We start from the raw sequence: 19,711 nt of genomic DNA, 5'->3' as shown, positions 1-19,711 counted from the left end.
GAATTTTTGAAGTATGAGCAATAAATCCAAAAAGAAACTTGAATTAACGTGGATTGGTAAAGACAAGCGACCGAAGCTTGAACCGCGTATTTTAGTGGAAGAACCTAGCAAATCGTACCATGCCAGTCATAAGGTTGGTGAAAACGATATCTTTGATAACAAACTTATTTTCGGTGATAACTTACTGGCTCTGAAGGCGTTGGAACAAGAATATACTGGAAAAATAAAATGTGTATACATAGATCCACCATTTAACACAGGACAAGCTTTTGATCTTTATGACGATGGTTTAGAGCACTCCATTTGGCTCGATTTGATGTATCAGAGGCTAAATATCATTAATCGTTTGTTGTCGACTGACGGACTATTGTGGGTTCACCTCGACGACTCTGAGGTGCATTATTTAAAAGTAATGCTAGATGAAATATTTGGTAGAGGATGTTTTGTTTCACATATCTCATATGAGCGTTCTGCTGCTGCGGGTATAGGTCAAGGTGGATTTTTAGTTGATACATCAGAGCACATCCTGTGTTACAAAAAAGAGACTCTGAAGGAGCATGATGTAAAAAACGCTATACTATTGGAGCTTAAAACAATTAAGAGATACAACAAATATCTTGCTCGTATTGGTGATAAAAGACTCGTAAGAGATTTTGTTTCAAAATCAAATGGTGAGCCAGTAAAAGTCTACGAATATGAAGATTTTGAAATCGCAACAATTTCTTTGCGAGACTATGAAAAGAGAAAGCAAGAAATTGATTCGCAGCTAATAACTAACTTCGACACATTATTCAGAACAAACCAGATTCAGAAGGAAAACTCGTTTCAGAAAGATTTAGTTTCAGATATGGACAAAAAAAAACTCTACTCTGTTGAATACACACCAAGTAGAGGTAAATATGAGGGGCAGAAGATAGATTTATTTTATTACAATGCGGAGCTGTTTTCTTGGTTAAAAGACACAGCAGAAATAAAGGATAACAGTATTGTTAAGTTCTCAAATTTAACGAACTTCTGGCGGAATGAGGACATCCCAAAAGCAGATATTGCAAATGAAGGTGGTGTTAAATTCCCTAGAGGAAAAAAACCTGAACAATTACTAAAGCGCATATTGGAGATTTCGACAAACCCCGGAGATTTAGTCTTAGATTCATTTGGTGGTTCTGGAACAACAGCTGCCACAGCTCATAAAATGGGAAGAAAATGGGTTTTGGTTGAGCTTGGTGATCAATGCAATACGCATATTATTCCTCGCCTTAAAAAAGTTATAGACGGTGAAGACCAAACCGGAATATCTAAAGCGGTCAACTGGCAAGGCGGAGGTGGCTTCCGCTACTACAAACTCGCTCCTTCCTTACTGGAGCAAGATCGCTGGGGTCGCTGGGTGATCAGTAAAGACTACGATGCCGCCATGTTAGCCGAAGCGATCTGCAAGCTAGAAGGCTTTACCTATGCGCCTTCCGATACTGAATGGTGGAATCACGGTTATTCCACCGAGCAGGATCGTATCTATGTAACAACGCAAACTCTGTCTGTTGAGCAGTTGGAAGTCTTGAGTGACGAAGTGGGTGAAGATCGTACCTTGCTGGTGTGCTGCAGCGCCTTTAGATGCAAGGTTGACCGCTTCCCGAATCTAACACTTAAGAAGATCCCGAAAATGGTGTTGTCGCGCTGTGAATGGGGTCATGATGACTACAGCCTTAACGTAGAAAACCTGCCAATGAAAGAAAAACCAAAAGAAGCCCCCCAATCAAATCAAAGGCAGGCGGATTTATTCGATGTTGAAGGCAATCAGGATTAAGGGACGTACAGAATGACTGCGAATAATACTCATCATGTAAACAGGTCTCGAATCCTGAAGGCCATTACTGGTCGTTTGAGCCTGCGTAAGCCTCAGGAACAATCGCTCCATGCACTGGCCAAGGCAATTGAGGCAGCGCCAGACGTGCTGTCCCCTACGCAAAATGTTTCCGCACTGTTAAAGACCTTGAGTACGGAATTCCCCACTTTGTCTGATTTCGAGCGAGATTTCCCCTCGTTGTGTTTTGCGCTGGCAACTGGTGTGGGTAAAACCCGTCTGATGGGCGCGTTTATCACCTACCTTCACTTGGCATATGGCATTAAGAATTTCTTTGTATTGGCGCCTAACTTGACCATTTATAACAAGCTGATTGCGGATTTTACCCCGAACACGCCCAAGTACGTGTTTACCGGGATAGCAGAATTTGCAGTTGAACTGCCTATCGTAATTACAGGAGATAACTACGAAGAAAAAGGTGCACAGCTTAAGAATGACTTATTCGGGGATGCTTTGGATATTCGTATCAATATTTTTAATATTTCAAAAATAGTTTCCGAAGTAAGGGGTGGTAAAGCCCCTCGTATTAAGCGCTTATCCGAATATCTTGGCGATAGCTACTTCAGTTATCTTGCCGAGCTGGATGATTTGGTATTACTGATGGACGAATCCCATCGTTATCGGGCTAGTGCGGGTATGCGTGCCATTAACGAACTTAAGCCCCGCTTGGGTTTGGAGCTAACCGCCACTCCATTCACGGAGTCAAACAAGGGACCTGTACCTTTTGAAAACGTGATTGTTGATTATCCATTGGCTTGCGCGATGGACGATGGCTTTGTTAAAGAGCCAGCGGTAGTTACTCAACGCAACTTTGACCCCAAGCAGTACAGCCAAGAGCAACTTGAGGGCGTTAAGCTAGAAGATGGGGTAAGACTGCACGAGGCAACTAAGTTAGAGCTCTTCACCTATGCCAAACTGCATGGCGTAAAACAAGTTAAACCCTTTATGTTGGTGATTGCACGAGACACGTCTCACGCTGCACAGTTGTTGGAGCATATTGAGTCTGATGCTTTCTTTAACGGACGCTATCAAGGTAAAGCCATTCAAGTAGACAGCTCCAAGAGTGGCGCGGCGGAAGAAGAAATGATTACACGTTTGCTGGCTGTTGAAAGTGTTGATGAGCCTACCGAGATTGTTATACACGTCAATATGCTTAAAGAAGGTTGGGATGTAACTAACCTCTATACTATTGTTCCGCTTCGAGCTGCGAATGCGCGTACCCTGATTGAGCAATCCATTGGGCGTGGTCTTCGCCTACCTTATGGCAAGCGAATCGGCGTTGATGCGATAGACAGACTTAACATCGTTGCCCATGATCGTTTCCAGGAAATTGTAGACGAAGCCAACAACCCGAATAATCCGTTGAGGATGCGTCAGGTTATTCTGGAAAAGGACAATGGTGGGCAGCCGAAAGACAGCGTAGCCGTGATTTCCAAGCTTGAAGCGCTGGTAACTGGGCAATCGGTACAGAGTGCTACAGGCCATCAATATCAAGTCGGAGGCGACAAGAAGCACCAAAAACCAATATTCAGCGGCGTAGCAGAAAAGGAAGCGGCAATTGCTGCTCTGCGTGTGCTGCAAAGTTACCAGAACAAACCAAGCGTGGTGCCGACAAGCAAAGCACTGCTTAACGAAGAGATTCAGCAGCATACTTATAAAGCCGTATCGGAACACCTAAGCGGCAGACAGCAATCACTGCTGGCGGAAGAAGAAAAGATTGATCTGTATGAGTTGATTAATAAGACCACTCAACTTGTGATAGAGCAAACCATTGATATTCCTAGAATCATGGTGGTGCCTTCGGGAGAAATAACTTATGGGTACACCCCTTTCCTTCTAGATATGGGTAATCTCAATCTTCAGCCATCCAATAGAGATCTGATCATCAGAAGTTTGCAAACAGATGAGCAGGTTAGTTTAACAAGCTCAATGAGTCATAAATATCAAAGACTGGAAGATTATGTAGTTGAGCATCTTGTTGACTATGATGATATCTCCTATGACGAACACGCAGAGCTTATTTATGACTTGGCTACTCAAGCGGTGAATTATTTCTGTGACGTTCGTGAGTATTCAGAAGACGAACTTCATAACATATTCTTCGGCTTTGGAAAACGAATAGCTGACACTATTCATGCACAAATGGCCGAGCATTACTGGGAAAAAGCAAGCTCTTACGAGGTAACCGTAACCGCTGGCTTTATTCCTCTGAAGGACGCGGTCTATACCACTGGGGATAAAGATATTCATAATGTTCGTACAACAGTGCAGGATAAAAGCAAAATCAAAAAAATGCTTTTTGGTGGCTTCAAGTACTGCCTGTATGACGTGCAGAAATTCGACTCCGATACTGAACGCACCTTTGCGTTGATCCTGGAGCGTGAGGCTCAGAAGTGGTTCAAGCCGGTCAGTGGTCAGTTTCAGATCTACTACAAGGATGGTGTCAACCAGCGGGAATACTTGCCAGATTTTGTGGCAGAAGTGAACGATAAAGTCATTATGGTGGAAACCAAGGCGAGAGCTGATCTGACAGATGCAATTGTTCTAGCCAAAGCGGAAGCTGCCAAAAAATGGTGCAAAAACGCGTCAGAGTATCTCGGGAAACACGGGGGTAAGCCGTGGGAGTATTGGCTGATACCACATGATGAGGTGCTGGAGAACAGAGATTTGTCGGGGTTCGTCTCGACGATTTAAGAAAAGAAAACATAATGAATAATTCTGAAGTTTTATTGGGAAAACAATAAAATCCGCTGGGACTGAGGAATTACTCAGTGTTCCCAAGGCAAAAGTAAGATTCAATTTGGCTTGGAAACATACAGCTGAGGTTATTTAACTTTTATAACCTTTTTGGTGGATTAATCTGCCAGACCTTGAACCATCGTTGATGCAATAAGGTGTTATTAAGCATTGGAGAAAAGCCAATCAACCGATAACATACAATCTGAAATTTTCGATGATGTGAAAACATCCCTTGTTTTTTTAAATGGGTTAGCCAACAATCTGGGGCGATACTTTAAGGTATCGCCCCGTGATTACGTCCATCCTTTAATCGTCAGTTTTAGGCCGCTTTTGTTCTCGGCTTTTTGACCGGGGCTGCGACAGCCAGTGCTTCTGGTTCAAACTCATCGACGTTAATAGAACGTAGACGGCTTGCTTCGGCACGTTTCAGAATTTCGGCTTCGTCTGGCGTGATCTTACGTTCCGCGAGTGCGCGTTCTGCCAGTTTATCAAGGCGAGTAAAGCCGAGGCGTTTACCCGCTTCGCGACTCAAACGGGAATGGATCGGTTCTGCGGCAATAATGTCGTGCAGAGCTTCTTCCAGTAATCCGTGAGGATTGTGCTCGCTTGGTGTCAGATATTGACCTCGGCCAATGCGATCACGGGTAGCCGACGGTTGTTGTAAGATCTGGGCCAGTTTGTGATCCAGATGGTCAGATGGTGCTGAATGTACACGCCCTAGAGGGAAGACGATAACACGCATCAGGCCGGCGACCAGACGATTAGGGAAGTTACTCAGTAAATTATCTATCGCTTGTTCTGCCTGATACAAACTATCTTGAACGGCCCAATGAACTAGCGGCAAATCTTCTTTTTGACGACCTTCATCGTCGTAGCGTTTCAACGTCGCGGAAGCCAGATAGGTTTGACTCAGAACATCCCCAAGCCGGGCGGAGACACGTTCACGACGTTTCAGGCTACCACCTAATACCCCCATTGCCACATCTGATAATAGCGCAAGGTTGGCGCTCAGGCGGTTTAATTGTTGATAGTAACGGCGTGTTGCATCATTGACCGGTGTGCTGCTGGTGCGGCCATTGGTTAAGCCAAGCCAGAAGCTGCGTAACATGTTACTGGCAACGTGACCAAGGTGGCTAAACAGTGCTTTATCAAAATCTTTGATACGATTATTTTCAGCCGCGGCCATTTCATCAAGAACATAAGGATGGCAGCGGATAGCTCCCTGACCGTAGATAATCATGTTACGGGTCAGAATATTGGCACCTTCAACGGTAATGGCGATAGGTGCGCCTTGATAAGCGCGAGCAAGGAAGTTGGATGGACCAAGGCAAATCCCTTTACCACCGGCAATATCCATTGCATCAATAACAGACTTTTGGCCTCGGTGAGTACAGTGATATTTGACGATAGCGGATAACACAGAGGGTTTCTCACCTAGCATAATACCGGTTGTTGCAAGCGTTGAAGCGGCATCCATCAAATAGGCGTTACCGGCAATGCGTGCTAGTGGTTCTTCAATCCCTTCCATTTTACCAATTGGCATTTTGAATTGGCGGCGGATATAAGAGTATGCGCCAATCGCCATCGCAACACTTTTCAAACCGCCGGTTGCATTTGATGGCAGAGTGATACCGCGGCCAACAGACAGACACTCAACCAGCATCCGCCAGCCTTGTCCGGCCATTTTTGGCCCACCAATAATGTAGTCGATCGGAACAAAGATATCTTTACCGCGAGTTGGACCATTCTGGAATGGAATATTCAATGGGAAATGGCGATGACCAATTTCTACTCCTGGTACATTGGTCGGGATCAATGCACAGGTAATGCCCAATTCTTCTGTATCACCCAATAAATGGTCAGGGTCAGACAGTTTGAAAGCCAGACCGAGTACGGTAGCGATAGGGGCAAGTGTGATATAACGTTTGTTCCAGGTCAGGCGCATACCGAGAATTTGTTCACCTTGCCATTCTCCCATACAGACTACGCCTGTATCTGGGATTGATCCGGCATCAGAGCCAGCTTCCGGGCTGGTCAGTGCGAAACATGGGATCTCTTCACCACGGGCAAGCCCAGGTAGATAGTGGTTCTTCTGCTCTTCGGTGCCATAATGCTGTAATAACTCACCAGGGCCGAGAGAGTTAGGTACACCTACGGTAATTGCTAGAATGCCGGATGTACCCGCCAATTTTTGCAGGACTCGTGCCTGTGCATAGGCTGAAAATTCCAGACCGCCATACTCTTTTTTAATGATCATGGCAAAGAAGCGGTGTTCTTTCAGGTAACGCCATAACTCAGGTGGTAAATCAGCAAGTTCATGGCTTATCTGGAAATCATTGGTCATGCGGCAAGCTTCTTCTACCGGGCCATCCAGAAATGCTTGTTCTTCAACGGTTAACTGAGGCTTTGGATAGTCATGTAATTTTTTCCAGTCGGGTTTACCGCGGAACAGTTCGCCTTCCCACCAGGTAGTACCTGCATCAAGAGCTTCTTTTTCCGTGCGAGATAGACTTGGCATTACTTTACGGAAGGCTTTTAAGGCCGGAACAGTAAGTAAGGAGTGGCGCATTGGCGCAAAATTCAGCGGGAACAGAATAATGGCCATTGGTAACAACATCCAGTAGCTCCATGCATCAATAGCGCCCATCAAGACGGTATAGACAAGGAGCAGTAAGCTGCTAAGACTGAGATTGACTTTGTGATAGCAAAGTATCCCAATCAATACTAAGAATAGAACAATACTCAATGTGGTCATAATAAAAGCTCCTGGTTAATCTCAGGGTCAGATAAGTCATCAGAGGTCGGACCTGTTGTGGTGTTCTTCTCTTTTTTAGACCAGGAAATTGCTTTTAGCAATATCTTTACATCTTAATTACAATGTAGCTCACAAACTCATGGTGATCGGGGGCGGCTTAATTCTCCAGAAACGTAATGTTGTCTTCTTTCAATTCTCTTGATCCGGTAAACTGCCATTCGGCACAACATTAAAGATTACCTGACCGAAGTGAGGAGCCTATGTATCAAGACCTGATCCGTAGTGAATTGAACGAAGCCGTGGATACGCTGGCAAAGTTTTTAAGTGACGATGCAAATATTGAAGCAATTCAAAAAGCAGCAGTATTACTGGCTGATTCATTTAAAGCGGGCGGCAAGGTATTGTCCTGCGGTAATGGGGGTTCGCATTGTGACGCGATGCATTTTGCTGAAGAATTAACCGGCCGTTACCGCGAAAATCGTCCTGGCTATCCGGCGATTGCGATTTCTGATGTCAGCCATCTTTCCTGCGTCAGTAATGATTTCGGGTATGAATTTGTTTTTTCTCGTTATGTGGAAGCGGTTGGGAAAGAGGGGGATGTGTTACTGGGTATTTCTACTTCCGGTAATTCCGGTAATATTATCAAAGCAGTAGAAGCTGCCCGCGTAAGAGGCATGAAAGTCATTACGCTGACAGGCAAGGATGGCGGTAAAATGGCAGGAACCGCTGATGTGGAAATTCGTGTCCCGCATTTTGGTTATGCAGATCGTATTCAGGAAATTCATATCAAAGTTATTCATATCCTGATTCAACTTATTGAAAAAGAGATGGTTAAAGCCTGATTTATACAGGCTACAGAGGTGGGCAATGTGTGAGTTACTTGGCATGAGTGCAAATGTGCCAACAGATATCTGCTTTAGTTTAGGTGGTCTGATTCAACGGGGGGGTCATACTGGGCCTCATAAAGATGGTTGGGGGATCACATTTTATGAGGGGCGGGGCTGTCGCACATTTAAAGATCATCAACCAGGTTACAATTCGCCCGTTGCCCGCTTTGTACAAGAGTACCCGATTAAATCTAGAGTGGTGGTTTCTCATATCCGGCAGGCAAACCGCGGTAATGTTGCGTTGGAAAATACTCATCCTTTCATTCGTGAGATGTGGGGACGCAACTGGACTTATGCCCATAATGGGCAACTTCGGGGCTATCGGCAGCTTGAAACTGGTCAGTATCGTCCCGTTGGACAAACGGATAGTGAACATGCTTTTTGCTGGATTTTACAGCGACTTTCACAAAAATATCCAAGAACTCCCTCGAACTGGCCTAAGGTTTTTCGTTTTATCGCCTCACTCGCAGATGAACTCAGCAAAAAAGGCGTATTCAATATGTTGCTGTCGGATGGGCGTTTTGTGATGGCATATTGTTCAACCAACCTTTATTGGATTACCCGTCGGGCGCCGTTTGGAAAAGCAAAACTTCTGGATCAGGATATTGAAATTGATTTTCAACAACATACACAGCCGGATGATGTTGTTTCTGTTATTGTTACTCAACCTTTAACGGGTAATGAAGCTTGGAATCGTATTGAGCCGGGTCGCTATGCACTATTTCATCTTGGTGAACGCATATTGTGATTGATGCTGCAAAAGTGGCGATTTTTCAGGTGTAGCATTAACCACATATTGGCCGTTAATGACGCTAATCGTTGCTGGCCGGTGATTTTTTACAAAATACTCATAGGCTGGCTGTAATTGTAGCCAAAACATGTAATAGGAGGATGAACGGTGGCGTAACATATTTTGCGGTGTCATTCTGAATGGATAAATATTGATATTAATTTCATACTGCCCGCGCAATAATGCACTTTCTACATAATCGTAGATTTCATCCATGTAACCATTAGTCATAGCGTAACAACCGACAGATTTACACTCTCCGTGGATCATTAAATAGTTGCCGGAATAGCCTCTGAATTTATCGTATTCATTTGGAAAACCGAGATTAATAGATCGGTAATATCGACTATTTGGATTGAGTTGATGGGGTTTTACACGATAGAAACCTTCCGGGCTTTTCAGGTCGCCTTCTGTGGTTTTGGGACCAAGGCCGCCAGAGTAATTACAGATGGGGTAGCTTTTAGATAGTTGGTAGCTTCCATGACTATTTTTAGTATAAAGCTCCAATATCCGCTCTTCTTTGAATATTTGGATAAAGACAGGAGAGCCAGGCTGCACAGGGAAATTTTGCTTCAATTGCACTAAAGTATCCTGAGCATAGACAGGAGTGAATGAACTAAATAACAACAATATTATTGCAGGAAAAGCCGCAGTTTTTTTCATGTGACTACCGTAATAGCGATGTAGCGGACTAACTAAAAATTTAGCTTAAGATTGCCATGAGTCATCGACTTTGTGAATAGAAAATGATGACGGTAACATTATCACTACAAAGTGATTGTTAGGTTAAAATACAATCAGTTGTCGGTAAAGGTGATATAATCATTCGTTTTTTGCGATCGATTAATCATTCAGTGCCAAAATTATTCCTGTTTGCTTGAACTAAATCACTTGATTAGTCAGACAGTCTAAGAAGGGAGATGTTAAAATTGCCGCCCGGAGATTAATAAAAAATAGTAACAATTATCGGAGAACTATAACCTGGGCACGATTCGTGACTTAAGGGGTTTTTTATAGAGTGGCTATATTACCACCAGGTAATCTGTAGCATATGATTTAATTGATAAACTTGTGCAAATCTTATGATTAAAATTAAAAAAGGACTCGACCTCCCGATTGCAGGAGCGCCTGCTCAAGTAATAGAAGACGGTCCGACGATTCGCCATGTAGCACTGTTGGGTGAAGAGTATGTTGGAATGCGTCCTTCTATGTTGGTGAAGGAAGGTGAGCATGTTAAGAAGGGCCAGATTCTTTTTGAAGATAAAAAGAATCCAGGTGTGGTTTTCACCAGCCCAGCCTGTGGGCGGGTTGTGGCGATTAATCGTGGTGAACAACGTATTTTGCAGTCAATTGTGATTGAGATAACGGGAGACGAACAGGTTGATTTTGGCCGTTATGATCGTTCCCAACTTTCTCAGTTATCCCGAGAACAAGTGGAAAAGAATCTGATTGATTCTGGGTTATGGACTGCACTGCGTACCCGTCCTTACAGTCGAAATCCTGCTCCCGGCTCCTCGCCAAAAGCAATTTTTGTAACCGCGATGGATACTCAGCCTCTGGCTGCGAATCCACAGGTTATTATTGCTACCGATGAAGAGGCTTTTGTTGATGGTCTGAATGTGCTGACTAGACTGACCGAAGGTAAAGTCCATGTTTGCCATAGTGCAGGAAGCTTGCCGAGTGTCGGTAATAATGCACAAATCACTTATAATCAGTTCTCAGGTCCGCACCCTGCGGGATTAGCTGGAACTCACATTCACTTTATTGAACCCGTCAGTGCGACTAAAACGGTATGGCACCTGGGATATCAGGATGTGATTGCTATCGGTAAATTATTCACTACCGGCACACTTTATACTGATCGTGTCATTGCATTGGCCGGTCCACAGGTTGAGAAACCACGTCTTATACGTACTTGCTTAGGGGCTGATCTGCTTGAGTTAACTCAGGAGCAGCTTAAAGAGGGTGAAAACCGTATTATTTCAGGTTCCGTATTGTGCGGTACACAGTCAGATGAGGTTCATCACTATCTTGGTCGTTTCCACACTTTGGTTTCTGTTTTGCGTGAAGGTCGCGAAAAAGAGCTATTTGGTTGGATAATGCCGGGTATCGATAAATTTTCCATCACTCGCACCACCATTGGTCATTTCCTGAAAAATAAGCGCTTTGCTTTTTCAACGACAATGAATGGTGGTGAACGTTCTATGGTACCAATCGGTAACTATGAGCGTGTTATGCCTTTGGATATCATGGCAACACATTTACTGCGGGATCTGCTGGCGGGTGATACCGATAGTGCTCAGGCACTGGGTTGTCTGGAGTTAGATGAGGAAGACTTAGCGCTTTGTACCTATGTCTGTCCTGGCAAGTATGAATATGGTCCGGTACTGCGTGAAGTGCTGACTAAGATTGAGCAGGAAGGATGATTTCATGGGCCTGAAAAACTATTTTGAAAAAATTGAGCGCCACTTTGAACCCGGGGGCAAATTAGAAAAATATTATCCGCTGTATGAAGCGGTAACGACGATTTTCTATACACCGGGTACAGTAACTTCTGGCCGTGCCCATGTCCGTGATGCTATCGATCTAAAGCGCATGATGATCATGGTATGGCTGGCGGTATTCCCGGCAATGTTCTGGGGAATGTATAACGTTGGTCAGCAGGCAATCCCTGCTTTGTATCATTTATACAGTGGCGCAGAATTACAACAACATTTGGCATCTGACTGGCACTATGGTGTTGCTCGGTTTTTGGGTGCGTCACTGACACTGGATGCGGGTTGGGGCAGTAAAATGTTGCTTGGTGCAACTTACTTTTTGCCCGTTTACATCGTTGTATTTGTGGTCGGCGGCTTCTGGGAAGTGCTGTTTGCCCTTATCCGCAAGCATGAAATTAACGAAGGATTTTTCGTTACTTCTATTTTATTTGCGTTGATTGTTCCACCAACTATTCCTCTGTGGCAGGCGGCGCTGGGTATTACATTCGGTGTTGTCATTGCGAAAGAAGTATTTGGTGGTACAGGTCGTAACTTCCTGAATCCGGCACTGGCTGGCCGTGCTTTTCTATTCTTTGCTTACCCTGCACAGATTTCAGGTGATTTGGTATGGACTGCGGCTGATGGTTTCTCTGGGGCGACCCCGTTATCTCAATGGGCGGCTAGTGGTAGTCAGGGATTAGTGAATACCGTTACCGGTCAGCCTGTTACCTGGATGGATGCTTTCATTGGTAATATTCCTGGCTCTATCGGTGAAGTGTCTACGCTGATGATTTTCATCGGTGGTGCAATTATCCTGTTTACCCGCATTGCTTCATGGCGCATTGTCGCCGGGGTGATGTTAGGTATGGTTGCAGCTTCCTACTTATTTAATGCTATCGGTTCAGATACTAACCCACTGTTTGCTATGCCATGGTATTGGCATATGGTTCTGGGGGGTTTTGCTTTTGGTATGATTTTTATGGCGACCGATCCTGTGTCTGCTTCATTTACCGATAAAGGTAAATGGTGGTACGGCGTTCTGATTGGTGTAATGTGCGTTCTGATCAGGGTTGTTAACCCGGCATACCCGGAAGGTATGATGCTGGCGATTCTGTTCGCGAACCTGTTTGCGCCATTGTTTGATTATCTGGTAGTGCAGGCCAATATTAAGCGGAGAAAAGCCCGTGGCTAATGATAAACCAAAAAATAATGACAGCATTGGCAGAACATTTATCGTTGTTTTTGTGCTATGTCTCGTTTGCTCAATTGTGGTAGCAGGTTCTGCCGTAGGGCTGAAATCTCAGCAACAGGAACAAAAATTGCTGGATAAACAGCGTAATATCCTCGATGTTGCGGGGTTACTCAATCCACGGATGAGTGCCGATGAGGTTAAAGAAGCGTTCAAAAGCCGCATTAAAACTGAGTTATTGAATCTGGAGACGGCAACGCTTGAAAGCAGTCAGAGCAAGTTTAACCTGAACGATGCGTTGCGCAGTGATGATACCAGTATTGCATTACCACCTGAAAAGGATTTGGCGAAAATTCGCCGTCGCGCCAATATGGCCGAGGTCTATTTGGTGAAGAATGAACAGGGTAAAACTCGCGAAATCGTTCTGCCTGTTTATGGTTCTGGCCTGTGGTCTGTCATGCATGCTTTTATCTCCGTTGATGTAGACGGCAAAACGGCTCGCGGTATCACTTATTATTCACATGGCGAAACGCCGGGATTGGGGGGAGAAGTGGATAACCCACAATGGCGTAAAAAGTGGATAGGTAAAAAACTGTATAACGATGAAGGCAATCCGGCGATCAAAATTGTTCGTGGCGGGGCTGCTGCCGATGACCCTTATGGTGTTGATGGTTTGTCTGGTGCGACTCTTACCTCTACCGGTGTCCAGAATATGTTTAATTTCTGGTTAGGGGATAACGGTTTTGGTCCGTTCCTGAAAAAAGTACGCGAAGGAGCGTTGAAAGATGGCTGATAGTAAAGAAATAAAGCGAGTCCTTCTTGGGCCACTCTTGGATAATAACCCGATTGCATTGCAGGTTCTGGGGATTTGCTCAGCGCTGGCGGTAACAACCAAGCTGGAAACGGCATTGGTAATGACAATAGCGGTAACATTGGTTACTGCCTTTTCCAGCTTTTTTATCTCGTTGATTCGTCATTACATTCCTGGCAGTGTGCGAATCATTGTCCAGATGGCGATTATTGCATCACTGGTTATCGTGGTAGATCAGATTTTACAGGCTTATGCTTATGAAATTTCCAAGCAATTATCTGTATTTGTTGGCCTTATTATTACTAACTGTATCGTGATGGGACGTGCGGAAGCCTATGCCATGAAATCTCCACCCATTGAGAGCTTTATGGATGGTATCGGTAATGGTTTGGGTTACGGGGTTATTCTGGTACTGGTTGGTTTCCTGCGTGAGTTGTTTGGTTCCGGCAAACTGTTCGGAATTACTGTGATGGAGTCGGTACAGAATGGCGGTTGGTATCAGCCTAATGGTTTGTTCCTGTTAGCCCCTAGCGCGTTTTTCATTATTGGTATGCTGATTTGGGGTCTGAGGACTTTGAAACCGGCGCAGGTTGAGAAGGAGTAACTGACAACATGGAACATTTTATAAGCCTGTTTGTCCGCGCCGTTTTTATTGAGAATATGGCGTTGGCTTTCTTCCTCGGTATGTGCACTTTTTTGGCCGTATCGAAAAACGTCACAACAGCGTTTGGTCTGGGTATTGCCGTCACGGTGGTTTTGGGGATCTCTGTTCCTGCCAACAACCTGGTGTATAACTTGGTATTGCGTGACGGTGCATTGGTTGAAGGGGTTGATCTCAGCTTCCTGAACTTTATTACATTTATTGGCGTGATTGCTGCGTTAGTGCAGATTCTTGAAATGATCCTTGATCGTTATTTCCCTTCACTCTATAACGCGCTCGGCATTTTTTTACCACTGATTACCGTTAACTGTGCAATTTTTGGTGGTGTCTCTTTCATGGCGCAGCGTGATTATAGTTTTTCGGAATCCGTTGTATATGGTTTTGGCTCAGGTATAGGCTGGATGTTGGCGATTGTTCTGCTAGCTTCTATCCGTGAAAAAATGAAATATGCTGATGTTCCGGCAGGGCTGAAAGGATTGGGGATCACCTTTGTCACTACGGGTTTGATGGCATTGGGTTTTATGTCCTTCTCTGGTGTGCAGTTATAAGGGCGAGAAGCGTTCATGGATATAATAATTTTAGGCGTAGTGATGTTTACCCTAATTGTGTTGGTACTGACGGCGCTGATTTTGTTCGCAAAATCAAAGTTAGTTAACACTGGGGATATTAGGGTTGAAGTTAATGGTGATCCGGAAAAGAGCTTTACCGCTCCTGCCGGTGATAAATTGCTAAATATGTTGTCAAGCCAGGGGATTTTTGTCTCTTCTGCTTGTGGTGGTGGAGGCTCTTGTGGTCAGTGTCGCGTAAAGATTAAAGATGGCGGTGGCGATATTCTGCCAACGGAACTTTCTCACATTAGTAAACGTGAAGCGAAAGAGGGTTGTCGTCTGGCTTGTCAGGTCAATGTAAAACAGGACCTGAAAATTAAGTTACCGGAAGAGATATTCGGTGTTAAGAAATGGGAATGTGAAGTTATCTCCAACGATAACAAAGCAACTTTCATTAAAGAGCTAAAATTGAAGATCCCTGATGGGGAAGTTGTGCCTTTCCGTGCAGGTGGTTATATCCAGATTGAAGCGCAGCCACATATTGCTCGTTACGAGGATTATGATGTGCCGAAAGAATACCGTGAGGACTGGGATAAATTTAATTTGTTCCGTTTTGTTTCTGAGGTGAAAGAGCCAACAGTTCGTGCTTACTCAATGGCAAACTACCCAGAAGAACACGGAATTATCATGCTTAACGTTCGTATTGCGACGCCGCCGCCAAAAAATTCGGAAGCGCCTCCGGGAATTATGTCTTCTTATATTTGGTCACTAAAACCCGGTGATAAAGTGACTATTTCTGGTCCGTTCGGTGAATTTTTCGCAAAAGATACTGATGCGGAAATGATCTTCATCGGTGGTGGCGCAGGTATGGCGCCAATGCGTTCTCATATCTTTGATCAGCTTAATCGATTGAATTCCAAACGTAAGATTAGCTTCTGGTATGGTGCCCGTTCTAAACGTGAAATGTTCTATACAGAGGATTTCGATCAGCTAGCGGCTGAAAATGAAAACTTTACCTGGAATGTAGCTCTATCCGATGCACTGCCGGAAGATAACTGGGATGGTCACACCGGCTTTATCCATAATGTTCTGTATGAGAATTATTTGAAGGATCATCCGGCTCCAGAAGATTGTGAGTTCTACATGTGTGGGCCTCCGGTTATGAATGCCGCGGTGATCAAAATGTTGAAAGATCTTGGTGTCGAGGATGAAAACATCATGTTGGATGATTTCGGTGGCTGATAGGCCATAAATAGTTTGATTTTAATGACTGGCGCCCACAATTTTGTGGGCGCTAACAATTCAGAAAGAGTAATTAACTGTGCGTAAAAAGATAAGTAGCTGGATAGCGTTAATATTTGCAGTACTGCTGCTGGCGGCATGCGATGGTCTGGAGCAGAAAAATATTCATGGGCAAACAATGGGGACTTACTATTCCATTAAATTTGTCACGGGTTCATCGGCACCTTCGCCAGAAGCTCTGCAAAAAGAGATTGATCGTTTGCTGGAGGAGGTTAACGACCAGATGTCGACATATCGCCCCGATTCTGAATTGAGTCGTTTTAATCAAAGCCGTCAAATTGATCGGCCATTCCCGGTATCGCCCGCGACAGCCAAAGTGGTTAAAGAAGCGATCTACATTAATAAATTGACGGATGGCGCGTTGGATGTGACGGTTGGCCCATTGGTTAATTTATGGGGGTTTGGTCCTGAGGGGCACGTGACGAAAGCACCTTCTGCAAGTGAACTGGAAAAACGCCGTGAATGGACTGGAATTGATAAACTGGTGGTAGAAGGCAATAACCTGATTAAAACCGTTCCAGAGCTGTATATCGATTTATCATCTATCGCTAAAGGTTATGGCGTAGATGTTATTGCTGAATATCTGGAATCGCAGAATATCAAGGATTATATGGTTGATATTGGCGGTGAAGTCCGTACATCAGGCCATAATGGTAAAGATCTGCCGTGGCGGATTGCGATTGAAAAGCCATCTGATACTGGCATGGCACAAAATGCTCAGGAAGTGATAATGCCTGGGAATATGTCGATAGCGACTTCTGGTGATTACCGTAATTACTTTGAACAAGATGGTGTGCGCTATTCACATACGATTGATCCAAAAACGGGGAACCCTATTTCTCATAATTTAGTTTCTATTACAGTGATTGCTCCAGCTTGTATGAGCGCTGATGGCCTTTCTACTGGACTGAATGTTTTAGGGCCGGAAAAAGGGATGGAAGTTGCAGAAAATCTGAGTATCCCGGTTTTTATGATCATAAAAACGAAAAATGGTTTTGAAGAGCGTTACAATAAAGCCTTTGAGCCATACTTACAGAAAAATCAATGAGAAGGGGAAGAAAATGCTGAAAGTATTTATTGCAGCCTTCGTCTTCTTCCTGCTGGCTTTTGCGGGAATGTCGTTAGGCTATATGATTAAACGTAAAAGCATACAAGGGAGCTGTGGTGGTTTAAGCAGTATTGGCGTAGAGAAAATATGTGACTGCCCGGAACCTTGTGATGCTCGTAAGAGACGTATGGCTCGTGAGGCTGTGCGGCAGGTTCAATTAGAGAAACATCGGATTATCTGAGTTTAACAAATCTGCGTAATACTCCTTCCTCAATACTCATTGAGAGCAAAGCGAACTTTTAGAGAGATTTCACGTAGTTTAAGATAAAGCAAATAAAAAACAGAGATGTCAGTTTGATAAAATCCCCTTCATATTAAACGGTTTACTGTGAAGGGTTTTTTAAATATACCTGTCATCCTTCAAGTTGCCTCTTTGTTGGCTGCACTCACTCACCCCGGTCACATCGTTATCTATGCTCCCGGGGATTCGCTCCCTTGCCGCCGCGATGCATCTTGAAATCCATAAGGTATACACACTCCGTTAATATAGGTTTTAAAATAAAGTGAGTAATCTGAATTCATATAAATATGAAATTCAGATTATGTAATTGTACCTTTTAAAACTATTTAATCGACAGGGGTTAGTTTAATAAATCCTTGCGAAAAATAGATGCCAAAGTTACCCCAGTTATGAAGAAATTGATTGAAATTAGCTTCTGGCGTTTTTGGTTTTCTTTCTATTTCTTTTTTGATCAAATTAATCACGCTTTCACTGATTTTAAATTTTTTATCCACTATATCAAGTGTATATACAGTTGCAACACCTACGAGAAGCATAATACCAGCCACAGCAATTACACTACCACCAGCCACAAAGAAAGCTGAGAGAACAGCCCCAATAACCCAAGAAGTAAAAGCCGCCACTGCCGCCTTAGCCAGACTGAAATATTTCCTAAGAAATCAGCCAGCGTGTATTCATCCTTAAAGATGTATTCAACCGCCCGATAGGCTGAGGAAAATAATATATTGAATTTAACTCCCTTAACTATGCCACTATTTATTCCTTGTTGCCCTATTCCCATAGAGATTATCTTCATGTTAGAAGCGCTGTATCTTGAAGCGGTGATGATTTTTCTAAGCCCCGCATGACCTGAGATTTTAATATATCTTTGCCAACATACTCTGTGGCTTTAATCCCTAATTTTTTAAATTCTCCTATTACATTTATAAAGTCGAAAGCATCACGTATATTACCTGCATAGGGTGATATAGGATCGGCAACCGAAAACACTTTCTTCATAAATGGGCTTTTTGGTTTTGGAGAGTCAAGATCCTCTAAAACATCTTTCGCTTCCTCTAAGGATAGCAGTGCAATATACGTTGTATTCTCGTTTAACTGTTTCTCAAGACCAATAGCATCAAAGAACTGATATTGGGGATTTAAATGATTAATCCCAACATTACCTCTTAGAAAATCCCCCATATAGCCTTCCCAAGAGGGGCTGTGTCTTTTATGTGTCATTGTGAAATTTCCTTTAATATTCTTAAAATCAAAAGTCGTCACATTAGTATTTAACGGACGGAGTTTCCGATTTGAGTATAACATCGTTGTGTAAAAAAAATCCGCATTGGTTACATAATAGCAAAAAGTTGTATAAGCGCAACGCGTCAGCCATTATATTCCTACATCATAATGGCTAAAATAATCCCTGATGAGATAGCATTATAGACTTAAGCCCTTTAGGCTCGGGTTTTTATAATGCTTAAAGCTGAGTAATAGAATAAAGCCCCACACTCAAATGTGATTTAACCTGACGAGATGGGAATGAGCATTTAAGTGTGAAAATGATAAATAAATGCTTTAAATTCTGTTATCCCAACTATCCCCAATAAACGAAACTATTAACTCGAACAGGTAAATAAAAGCTTCTATGCTTTAGGAAAGAAATTTGGTATTAAAACCATTCACCTTTTTATTTGTCCTTTTTTCGGGGAGAAACGTCTGTTTTTTCAAGTTTAATCATCATGGTTTTATCTTCATAAATCAATGAGTAAATAGTCTGATGATATAAAGATACCCATTTATGTTCTTTTAAGATAATCCCTCTTTTTTTAGGGTTTAAATCTTGCCAAATTAATCTTTTTACTATTTTTTTCATGGTTTTCTTCGTAAAATAACGACGGGAAAACACTTTAATATGAACTTATTTAGATTATATTCTTTTTCTCGTTGTTTTCTTTTTAATTCTCTTTTAATGTTTAATAGCTTTCGATTAAATTCGATTTACTATTTATCTGAAAAGTGCATTTATTGATTTAAATCTGTCTTTTATATAAAACTTTAATCTTTTTATATTAGTGTTTTTAAATGGTTAGGTCGGTTAGATAAATGTAAAATAGACAGACGATTAGCATTGCTGATAAACGCATTAAACGTGCCAGAAAATAAAACCGTTTTTAGTCACGTTGTCTCTTTTTTAAATCTGGTATTAATGGAGCGCCTATGTTTTTGACCTTTAACCTTTAACCTTTAACCTTTAACCTTTAACCTTTAACCTTTAACCTTTAACCTTTAACCTTTAACCTTTAACCTTTAACCTTTAACCTTTAACCTTTAACCTTTAACCTTTAACCTTTAACCTTTAA

At 43.1% G+C, this 19,711-nt stretch carries 16 protein-coding genes and 1 pseudogene; 12 read left to right on the top strand and 5 right to left on the bottom strand.

What is annotated here, in order from left to right:
- The first annotated feature begins 13 nt into the window (after nt 1–13).
- Together CKY02_RS18380 and CKY02_RS18375 are read left to right on the top strand one after the other, a co-directional pair.
- Complete coding sequence (locus tag CKY02_RS18380) at nt 14–1,801, top strand: site-specific DNA-methyltransferase (protein ID WP_112896400.1); 1,788 nt, start codon at nt 14–16, stop codon at nt 1,799–1,801.
- A 12-nt stretch (nt 1,802–1,813) separates the two neighbouring features.
- Nucleotides 1,814–4,552 (top strand): DEAD/DEAH box helicase family protein, encoded by a 2,739-nt coding sequence (locus tag CKY02_RS18375; RefSeq protein ID WP_112896399.1) that lies wholly within the window; start codon nt 1,814–1,816, stop codon nt 4,550–4,552.
- Nucleotides 4,553–4,916: 364 nt separating this feature from the next.
- Here CKY02_RS18375 and fadE read toward each other — a convergent pair whose 3' ends face one another.
- Nucleotides 4,917–7,352 carry an acyl-CoA dehydrogenase FadE gene (gene fadE / locus CKY02_RS18370; protein ID WP_112896398.1) on the bottom strand — a complete coding sequence of 812 codons (2,436 nt, stop codon included), beginning with the start codon at nt 7,350–7,352 and terminating at the stop codon, nt 4,917–4,919.
- A gap of 260 nt (nt 7,353–7,612) precedes the next feature.
- On the opposite strand from fadE, the gene lpcA reads away from it, so the two are divergent.
- Both lpcA and CKY02_RS18360 read left to right on the top strand, forming a co-directional pair.
- Nucleotides 7,613–8,194 (top strand): D-sedoheptulose 7-phosphate isomerase, encoded by a 582-nt coding sequence (gene lpcA / locus CKY02_RS18365; RefSeq protein ID WP_112896397.1) that lies wholly within the window; start codon nt 7,613–7,615, stop codon nt 8,192–8,194.
- A gap of 25 nt (nt 8,195–8,219) precedes the next feature.
- Nucleotides 8,220–8,987 carry a class II glutamine amidotransferase gene (locus tag CKY02_RS18360; RefSeq protein WP_112878728.1) on the top strand — a complete coding sequence of 256 codons (768 nt, stop codon included), beginning with the start codon at nt 8,220–8,222 and terminating at the stop codon, nt 8,985–8,987.
- Here CKY02_RS18360 and CKY02_RS18355 read toward each other — a convergent pair.
- Nucleotides 8,958–9,692, bottom strand: a complete 735-nt coding sequence (locus CKY02_RS18355; protein ID WP_112896396.1) for a L,D-transpeptidase family protein — start codon at nt 9,690–9,692, stop codon at nt 8,958–8,960. The two genes, CKY02_RS18360 and CKY02_RS18355, sit on opposite strands and share 30 nt — an antisense overlap.
- A 419-nt stretch (nt 9,693–10,111) precedes the next feature.
- On the opposite strand from CKY02_RS18355, the gene CKY02_RS18350 reads away from it, so the two are divergent.
- From CKY02_RS18350 to nqrM, 8 genes are all read left to right on the top strand, one after another.
- Nucleotides 10,112–11,455, top strand: coding sequence for a Na(+)-translocating NADH-quinone reductase subunit A (locus CKY02_RS18350; RefSeq protein ID WP_112896395.1), 1,344 nt, complete (start codon nt 10,112–10,114; stop codon nt 11,453–11,455).
- Between the two features lie 4 nt (nt 11,456–11,459).
- Nucleotides 11,460–12,698, top strand: coding sequence for an NADH:ubiquinone reductase (Na(+)-transporting) subunit B (locus tag CKY02_RS18345; protein WP_112896394.1), 1,239 nt, complete (start codon nt 11,460–11,462; stop codon nt 12,696–12,698).
- On the top strand, nt 12,691–13,488 hold the full coding sequence (locus CKY02_RS18340) for a Na(+)-translocating NADH-quinone reductase subunit C (RefSeq protein ID WP_112896393.1): 798 nt from the start codon (nt 12,691–12,693) through the stop codon (nt 13,486–13,488). Before CKY02_RS18345 ends, CKY02_RS18340 begins: the two co-directional genes overlap by 8 nt.
- The gene (locus CKY02_RS18335) at nt 13,481–14,110 is read left to right on the top strand and encodes an NADH:ubiquinone reductase (Na(+)-transporting) subunit D (protein ID WP_011145526.1); all 630 of its coding nucleotides are present in this window, start codon (nt 13,481–13,483) and stop codon (nt 14,108–14,110) included. Before CKY02_RS18340 ends, CKY02_RS18335 begins: the two co-directional genes overlap by 8 nt.
- Before the next feature lie 8 nt (nt 14,111–14,118).
- The gene (nqrE, locus tag CKY02_RS18330; protein ID WP_112878722.1) at nt 14,119–14,715 is read left to right on the top strand and encodes an NADH:ubiquinone reductase (Na(+)-transporting) subunit E; all 597 of its coding nucleotides are present in this window, start codon (nt 14,119–14,121) and stop codon (nt 14,713–14,715) included.
- A gap of 15 nt (nt 14,716–14,730) precedes the next feature.
- Nucleotides 14,731–15,957 (top strand): NADH:ubiquinone reductase (Na(+)-transporting) subunit F, encoded by a 1,227-nt coding sequence (gene nqrF, locus CKY02_RS18325; protein WP_112896392.1) that lies wholly within the window; start codon nt 14,731–14,733, stop codon nt 15,955–15,957.
- Between the two features lie 79 nt (nt 15,958–16,036).
- A complete protein-coding gene (locus CKY02_RS18320; RefSeq protein WP_112896391.1) occupies nt 16,037–17,065 on the top strand; it encodes an FAD:protein FMN transferase in 1,029 nt (342 codons plus the stop codon).
- A 13-nt stretch (nt 17,066–17,078) separates the two neighbouring features.
- Nucleotides 17,079–17,306 (top strand): (Na+)-NQR maturation NqrM, encoded by a 228-nt coding sequence (gene nqrM, locus CKY02_RS18315; protein WP_112896390.1) that lies wholly within the window; start codon nt 17,079–17,081, stop codon nt 17,304–17,306.
- 159 nt (nt 17,307–17,465) lie between these two features.
- Here the strand turns inward: nqrM and CKY02_RS26415 are convergent, their stop codons facing one another.
- The 3 genes and pseudogenes from CKY02_RS26415 to CKY02_RS18305 form a co-directional block, all read right to left on the bottom strand.
- Nucleotides 17,466–17,600 carry a hypothetical protein gene (locus CKY02_RS26415; protein WP_275658228.1) on the bottom strand — a complete coding sequence of 45 codons (135 nt, stop codon included), beginning with the start codon at nt 17,598–17,600 and terminating at the stop codon, nt 17,466–17,468.
- A gap of 92 nt (nt 17,601–17,692) precedes the next feature.
- Nucleotides 17,693–18,356, bottom strand: a pseudogene (locus tag CKY02_RS18310) (hypothetical protein).
- Between the two features lie 682 nt (nt 18,357–19,038).
- Entirely contained in the window at nt 19,039–19,224 is a 186-nt protein-coding gene (locus tag CKY02_RS18305) for a hypothetical protein (protein ID WP_112896389.1), read from the bottom strand.
- Nucleotides 19,225–19,711 lie beyond the last annotated feature (487 nt).

This window comes from Photorhabdus bodei (genome assembly GCF_003287735.1).
Taxonomy (GTDB): domain Bacteria; phylum Pseudomonadota; class Gammaproteobacteria; order Enterobacterales; family Enterobacteriaceae; genus Photorhabdus; species Photorhabdus kayaii.
Note: the sequence above shows the minus strand (reverse complement) of the source record. Positions and strands in the feature narration are given on the sequence as shown.

Excerpts from the sequence above, each read along its gene's own strand:
- CKY02_RS18380 (WP_112896400.1), top strand. The coding sequence starts at position 14 with ATGAGCAATAAATCCAAAAAGAAACTTGAATTAACGTGGATTGGTAAA.
- CKY02_RS18375 (WP_112896399.1), top strand. The coding sequence starts at position 1,814 with ATGACTGCGAATAATACTCATCATGTAAACAGGTCTCGAATCCTGAAG.
- fadE (WP_112896398.1), bottom strand. The coding sequence starts at position 7,352 with ATGACCACATTGAGTATTGTTCTATTCTTAGTATTGATTGGGATACTT.
- lpcA (WP_112896397.1), top strand. The coding sequence starts at position 7,613 with ATGTATCAAGACCTGATCCGTAGTGAATTGAACGAAGCCGTGGATACG.
- CKY02_RS18360 (WP_112878728.1), top strand. The coding sequence starts at position 8,220 with ATGTGTGAGTTACTTGGCATGAGTGCAAATGTGCCAACAGATATCTGC.
- CKY02_RS18355 (WP_112896396.1), bottom strand. The coding sequence starts at position 9,692 with ATGAAAAAAACTGCGGCTTTTCCTGCAATAATATTGTTGTTATTTAGT.
- CKY02_RS18350 (WP_112896395.1), top strand. The coding sequence starts at position 10,112 with ATGATTAAAATTAAAAAAGGACTCGACCTCCCGATTGCAGGAGCGCCT.
- CKY02_RS18345 (WP_112896394.1), top strand. The coding sequence starts at position 11,460 with ATGGGCCTGAAAAACTATTTTGAAAAAATTGAGCGCCACTTTGAACCC.
- CKY02_RS18335 (WP_011145526.1), top strand. The coding sequence starts at position 13,481 with ATGGCTGATAGTAAAGAAATAAAGCGAGTCCTTCTTGGGCCACTCTTG.
- nqrE (WP_112878722.1), top strand. The coding sequence starts at position 14,119 with ATGGAACATTTTATAAGCCTGTTTGTCCGCGCCGTTTTTATTGAGAAT.
- nqrF (WP_112896392.1), top strand. The coding sequence starts at position 14,731 with ATGGATATAATAATTTTAGGCGTAGTGATGTTTACCCTAATTGTGTTG.
- nqrM (WP_112896390.1), top strand. The coding sequence starts at position 17,079 with ATGCTGAAAGTATTTATTGCAGCCTTCGTCTTCTTCCTGCTGGCTTTT.
- CKY02_RS18305 (WP_112896389.1), bottom strand. The coding sequence starts at position 19,224 with ATGAAAAAAATAGTAAAAAGATTAATTTGGCAAGATTTAAACCCTAAA.